This is a genomic window from Pseudomonas sp. (assembly GCF_050739655.1).
GTDB lineage: Bacteria > Pseudomonadota > Gammaproteobacteria > Pseudomonadales > Pseudomonadaceae > Aquipseudomonas.
Genome location: NZ_JBOIBY010000159.1, coordinates 1 through 6,268 on the forward strand (window position 1 = coordinate 1; position 6,268 = coordinate 6,268).

A 6,268-nucleotide genomic window follows, 5' to 3' on the forward strand; every position below is an offset into this window, starting at 1 on the left:
AGTCTTCAACGGTTACGCGGGCCATGGTCTTCCTCGTAGCAAATGCAATATGCGCGCTGCCCGGATGGGCGAGCGGACTCAACAGTTTAAAAAATCACCAGCGATTAGGGAAGCGCTGATTTTTTGATCAAGCCCTTCAACGCGCTGCAAGTACCAATGTAAAGCCCTTGCAGCGGTTTTGGGAAGTGCTCTTTAGTCGAGCAGTTCGGCCAACAATTTGCCGTGACGCTGCTGTTGGCGCTTCTGAATCAACTGATTGGCGCGAAAAATCGCCTTCAGGTCGTGCAGGGCGTGGGCGAAATCGTCGTTGATGATCAGGTAGTCATAGTCGACATAGTGACTCATTTCGCTCACGGCTTCGCGCATGCGGCCGTCGATGATCTCGTCGCTGTCCTGGCCACGATTGGTCAGGCGCTGGTGCAAAGCCTGCAACGATGGCGGAAGAATGAAGATCGAGCGGGCCTGGGGCATCAGCTTGCGCACCTGCTCGGCACCCTGCCAGTCGATTTCCAGGATCAGGTCATGGCCTTCGTCCAGGGTCTGCTGCAGGTGGCTTTGGGATGTGCCGTAGAGGTTGCCGAACACTTCGGCGCGCTCGAGAAAATCTCCGTGCTCGATCATCTTCACGAACTCGCTGCGTTCGACGAAGTGATAGTTCACGCCGTTCACTTCACCAGGGCGCATGGCGCGGGTGGTGTGGGAGACGGAGACGCGGATCTCTGGATCAGCGTCGGTCAGGGCCTTGACCAGGCTGCTTTTGCCCGCGCCCGATGGGGCGGAGATGATGTACAGGGTGCCGGTGCTGTGGTTCATGTCGGAATTGCCTTACTCAATATTCTGCACTTGTTCGCGCATCTGCTCGATCAACACCTTGAGGTTGACCGCAGCCTGGGTGCTGCGCGGGTCGAAGGCTTTGGAGCCCAGTGTGTTGGCTTCGCGGTTGAGTTCCTGCATCAGGAAATCCAGGCGCCGCCCGGCTGCGCCGCCGGACTTGAGGACGCGGCGAACTTCGATGATGTGAGTGCTCAGGCGGTCCAGCTCTTCGGCTACGTCGCTTTTTTGCGCGAGCATGACCATTTCCTGCTCCAGCCGCTGCGGATCCATCTCTGCCTTCATGTCGGCGAAACGGTCGAGGACTTTCTGGCGCTGGGTGGCAAGCATCTGCGGCACCAGTTCACGCAGCGTCACCACATCTTCTTCAATGGATGTCAGGCGATCGTTAATCAGGCGAGCCAGCTCCGCGCCTTCGCGCTCGCGGCCAGCCTTGAGCTCCTTCAGGCCTTGATTGAACAGCGCCAGTGCCTCGGCGTTCAAGGCTTGCGGGTCGGTCGCATCGCCTACCAGTACGCCAGGCCAGGCCAGCACTTCGAGCGGATTGAGCGCTGCCGGATTCTTGATCAGGCTGGCAATGGTCTCGGCGGCGGCGACCAGTTGCGCGGCGCGTGCCTGGTCAACTTGCAGCGGTTTGCCGGTATTTTCTTCGGTGAAGCGCAGGGTGCATTCGAGCTTGCCCCGCGACACGCCCTGGCGCAGGGCTTCACGGACGGCGCCTTCGAGGTCGCGAAAGGACTCTGGCAGACGCAGGTGGGGTTCCAGGTAGCGGCTGTTGACCGAGCGCAGCTCCCAGCTCAGGGTGCCCTGAACGCCGGCTTTCTCGACGCGGGCAAAGGCGGTCATGCTGTGCACCATGGAGGTACCTCGCAATGCAGATCGGCGCGGATTTGACGTTCCGGCAATCCGATATCAATGAATTAAAGCCGACTGGCAGCAAAGGCGCAGGATTGTAGCGCAGTGGCACGGATGCGCCCAAACACACGGTGTGACAAACGGCTGCAAGTCGTCCGGCACGGGCTGTTCAGAGCCTTCGCTCGTCAGAGGATTTTTTTAGAAGTGCCCAGTCGTGGCCGGCGGCTTTATAATGCTCCGCAGTTTTCCGTCCCCGTACAGGTATCCCTTATGAAACGTCCAAGTGGTCGCGCTGCCGATCAGCTCCGCTCGATCCGCATTACCCGCAACTACACCAAACACGCCGAGGGGTCCGTACTGGTCGAGTTCGGTGATACCAAAGTCATCTGCACCGTGAGCGTCGAAAATGGCGTACCGCGTTTCCTCAAGGGCCAAGGCCAGGGTTGGTTGACTGCCGAGTACGGCATGCTGCCGCGAGCCACTGGCGAGCGTAACCAGCGTGAAGCGAGCCGTGGCAAGCAAGGCGGCCGCACCCTGGAAATCCAGCGCCTGATCGGCCGTTCCCTGCGCGCTGCGCTGGACATGTCCAAGTTGGGTGATGTCACCCTGTACGTCGACTGCGACGTGATCCAGGCCGACGGCGGTACCCGTACCGCGTCCATCACTGGCGCCATGGTTGCACTGGTCGATGCCTTGAAAGTGATCAAGAAACGTGGCGGCCTGAAAGGCGGCGACCCGCTCAAGCAAATGATCGGCGCCGTTTCGGTGGGCATGTACCAGGGCGAGGCTGTGCTCGACCTCGACTACCTGGAAGACTCGGCTGCCGAGACTGACCTGAACGTGGTGATGACCAGCACTGGCGGCTTCATCGAAGTCCAGGGCACTGCCGAAGGCGCGCCGTTCCAGCCTGAAGAGCTCAATGCCATGCTGGAGCTGGCGAAAAAGGGCATGAGCGAAATTTTCGCTCTGCAACAGGCTGCGCTGGCTGACTGATCGGATAACCACAGGCAAGGAGGACGCCATGAGTGACGAGCAACAACTGCTTCCCACCCCGAGCAAACAGGTTCGGCAGTGGGCCATGTTTTGTCACTTGTCCGCCTTGCTGGGGATCTGGATTCCGTTCGGTACGCTGATTGGCCCGTTGATTCTGTGGCAGATGAAGCGCGAGATGGATCCCTTCATTGATGCGCAGGGTAAGGAAGCGCTGAATTTCCAGATCACCGTCGCCATCGCCTCCGCCATCAGCTTTCTGCTGATGGTGGTAATCATCGGGTTCTTCCTGTTGGGCCTTATTGCCATTGGTGCTCTGGTGCTGACGATCATTGCCGGGGTGAAGGCTAATGAAGGCTACCCGTATCGATATCCGTTTACCTGGCGGTTGATCAAATAAAACATCTTGAAGTATCAAAATAAATGCCCTGAACTGTCAGGGCATTTTTGTTTAAGCAGCAAAATTAATATCTGCGGTATGTAGGAATAATCTGTCTGCGATGAGTAACATGCAATATTCTATATAAATAGTGTGCTTACACTTTTAGTCACAACTGTATGGCTAAGTGCCTGGCTATGTCCTTGGCAATCGGGATCGACGATTGTTAAAGTTGCCCGCGAGATATTTCACCTGAAATATTCAGATATATTCAAGCCATCGAAGGCTCTTGAATTTCCACAGTAATCAGTGTTGAGACAATCAGCCGGTTCATGAGGTGAGCCCAGGTAAAAAGTTCGCCTCTGAATATATATAGCCAAGAATAATCCCAATGATTCAATTCGATTTTTACGGAACCCTCGTGGCCGCCTCCTTGGTACTTTTACTGGGGCGCGGACTTGTTACTCGCGTTGGTTTCATGCGCAGTTATAATATTCCTGAACCTGTAGCGGGTGGCTTGGTAGTCGCCTTGATTTTATTGGTGCTGCGAACATTAGATATTGAAGTCCGCTTTGATACTTCCCTTCAAACACCTTTGATGTTGGCCTTTTTTGCAACTATCGGTCTGAGTGCCGATTTTGCCAGTCTGAAGAAAGGTGGTCGGATCGTCGGTATATTTCTGCTTGCCGTGACCGGGCTGTTGGTGGTTCAGAACGCGATGGGGATCGGGCTGGCAACGATGCTCGGGCTCGACCCTTTGATGGGGTTGCTGACCGGGTCGATCACGCTGGCGGGTGGCCATGGTACCGGTGCTGCGTGGGGCACGGTATTCCGTGAGAAATATGGTCTGGCATCTGCATCCGAGTTGGCGCTGGCCTCCGCGACGTTTGGTCTGGTGCTGGGTGGTCTGATCGGCGGGCCGGTTGCTCGTTTGCTCATCAAGCGCGTGGAAGTACCCGGCTGCAAACATCAAGACACGCCTCTACTGCCAAAAGGGTTCGAGCAGCCGAACAAGGAGCGCTCAATCACGCCATTTTCGTTTATCGAGACCCTGGCGCTGATTGCAGTCAGCTTGCTGGCCGGCAATCTGTTGAATGGCTTGCTGCAGGGAACCGCATTCGAGTTGCCGACGTTCGTATGTGTACTGTTCGTGGGTGTGGTGCTGCGCAATGGTCTTTCCGCGCTGGGCTTGTATCAGGTGTTTGAGCGTGAGGTTTCGGTGCTGGGCAATGTCAGCCTGTCGTTGTTTCTGGCGATCGCCCTGATGTCGCTCAAGTTATGGGATCTGGCCGCGCTGGCGTTGCCGATCTTCATCATTTTGGCTGTGCAGGCGCTGGTGATGGCGCTGTTCGCCATTTTCGTGACGTTCCGGGTGATGGGCAGCAACTACGATGCAGCCGTGCTGGCTGCGGGGCATTGTGGTTTCGGTCTTGGCGCCACGCCGACCGCCATTGCCAATATGCAAGCGGTGACGCAGCGCTACGGTCCATCGCAGATCGCATTTCTGGTGGTGCCGATGGTCGGGGCTTTCTTCATCGACATTATCAACGTCATCGTGATCAAGCTGTATCTGGCCTTGCCGTTCTTCGCCGCTGTCTGAGTTCGAATCCGGCTGGAACAGAGGCACAAAAAATGCCCGTATCTTGCGATACGGGCATTTTTGTTCAGCGACAAACGTTTAGATCGTCAACGTCCAGTCATAGTCCACGATCAGCGGCGCGTGCTGCGAGAACCGTGGCTGACGTGGCAGGCGTGCACTGCGTACGAAGCGGCGCAGGCCCGGCGTCAGGATCTGGTAGTCGAACCGCCATCCCAAATTGAGCATTTCGGCCTGTTCGGTGTCCGGCCACCAGCTGTACTGGTCGCCTTCACGGCTGACTTCGCGCAGGGCATCGACATAACCCATGTTGCCGACAATCTCGTCCATCCAGGCACGTTCAGGTGCCAGGAAGCCCGGAGATTGCTGGCTGTCACGCCAGTTCTTGATGTCCAGCTTCTGTTGCGCCACGTACAGCGAGCCACAATAAATGTACTCGCGGCGTTTGCGCCGTTGCTTGTCCAGGTACTTGGCGAAGTCGTCCATGAGCTTGAATTTCTGGTTCAAGTCCTCATCGCCGTTCATACCCGACGGAAGCAACAAGGTTGCAATACTGACTTTGTCGAAATCGGCTTGCAGGTAGCGCCCGTAGCGGTCGGCCGTCTCGAAACCGAGACCGCTGATGACAGCCTTCGGTTGCAACCGCGAGTACAAAGCCACACCACCTTGGGCGGGGACTTCGGCGTCGCAGGCATAAAGGAAGTATCCATCCAGTTGGAAGGCTGGATCGTCCAGTTCAAAGGCGGAGGCACGGGTGTCCTGCAGGCAGATGACGTCGGCATTCTGTGCTTGCAGCCAACTGAGCAAACCTCGCTCGACTGCAGCCTGAATACCATTGACGTTCACACTGATGATCCGCATAAATGGCCCCAAAAATCGCGTGCGTGTATGATACACGGCGTCAAGCTAATTAGCTAAATCCGTGGTATTTGGGGTTTTTTTCATGCAAGCGTATCAGCGCGATTTCATTCGTTTTGCCATCGATCGCGGCGTTTTGCGCTTCGGTGAGTTCACCCTGAAGTCCGGGCGTACCAGTCCTTACTTCTTCAATGCCGGCCTGTTCAACTCGGGTTCGGCCCTGGCGCAGCTGGGTCGTTTCTACGCCGCAGCCATTGCTGAGAGCGGTATTGCTTTCGACGTTCTGTTCGGTCCAGCCTACAAAGGCATCCCGTTGGCGGCGACCACTGCCGTGGCGTTGGCCGAACATCACAACCGTGACCTGCCCTGGTGCTTCAACCGCAAGGAAGCCAAGGCCCACGGCGAAGGCGGTAGCCTGGTTGGCGCACCGCTGACCGGTGAAGTGCTGATCATCGACGACGTGATCACCGCCGGCACCGCCATTCGCGAAGTGATGCAGATCATCGCCTCCCAGGACGGCGCCAAGGCAGCTGGCGTGCTGATCGCCCTGAACCGTCAGGAGCGCGGCAACGGTGAGCTGTCGGCGATCCAGGAAGTGGAGCGTGACTTCGGCATTCCGGTCATCAGCATTGTTTCGTTGAACCAGGTGCTGGAATTCCTGGCTGACGATCCACAGCTCAAGCAGCACCTGCCTGCCGTGGAAGCGTACCGCGCCCAGTTCGGCGTATAGCGCATTCCCCTTGTAGGAGCTGCCGAAG

The 6,268-nt window shown here is 57.1% G+C and carries 7 protein-coding genes; 4 read left to right on the forward strand and 3 right to left on the reverse strand.

What is annotated here, in order from left to right:
- Nucleotides 1–192: 192 nt before the first annotated feature.
- Together gmk and ACRESJ_RS07595 are read right to left on the reverse strand one after the other, a co-directional pair.
- Entirely contained in the window at nt 193–813 is a 621-nt protein-coding gene (gene gmk / locus ACRESJ_RS07590) for a guanylate kinase (protein WP_431757354.1), read from the reverse strand.
- 12 nt (nt 814–825) lie between these two features.
- A complete protein-coding gene (locus ACRESJ_RS07595; protein ID WP_272604039.1) occupies nt 826–1,689 on the reverse strand; it encodes a YicC/YloC family endoribonuclease in 864 nt (287 codons plus the stop codon).
- Between the two features lie 267 nt (nt 1,690–1,956).
- Here ACRESJ_RS07595 and rph point away from each other — a divergent pair, with 267 nt between their 5' ends.
- From rph to gltS, 3 genes are all read left to right on the forward strand, one after another.
- A complete protein-coding gene (rph, locus tag ACRESJ_RS07600) occupies nt 1,957–2,679 on the forward strand; it encodes a ribonuclease PH (protein WP_431757355.1) in 723 nt (240 codons plus the stop codon).
- A 28-nt stretch (nt 2,680–2,707) separates the two neighbouring features.
- Nucleotides 2,708–3,076, forward strand: a complete 369-nt coding sequence (locus tag ACRESJ_RS07605; protein WP_431757356.1) for a DUF4870 domain-containing protein — start codon at nt 2,708–2,710, stop codon at nt 3,074–3,076.
- 370 nt (nt 3,077–3,446) lie between these two features.
- Nucleotides 3,447–4,655 (forward strand): sodium/glutamate symporter, encoded by a 1,209-nt coding sequence (gene gltS, locus ACRESJ_RS07610; RefSeq protein WP_431757357.1) that lies wholly within the window; start codon nt 3,447–3,449, stop codon nt 4,653–4,655.
- A gap of 78 nt (nt 4,656–4,733) precedes the next feature.
- Here the strand turns inward: gltS and ACRESJ_RS07615 are convergent, their stop codons facing one another.
- The gene (locus ACRESJ_RS07615; protein WP_110965529.1) at nt 4,734–5,513 is read right to left on the reverse strand and encodes an exodeoxyribonuclease III; all 780 of its coding nucleotides are present in this window, start codon (nt 5,511–5,513) and stop codon (nt 4,734–4,736) included.
- A gap of 82 nt (nt 5,514–5,595) precedes the next feature.
- On the opposite strand from ACRESJ_RS07615, the gene pyrE reads away from it, so the two are divergent.
- A complete protein-coding gene (pyrE, locus tag ACRESJ_RS07620) occupies nt 5,596–6,240 on the forward strand; it encodes an orotate phosphoribosyltransferase (RefSeq protein ID WP_007975175.1) in 645 nt (214 codons plus the stop codon).
- Nucleotides 6,241–6,268: the final 28 nt, after the last annotated feature.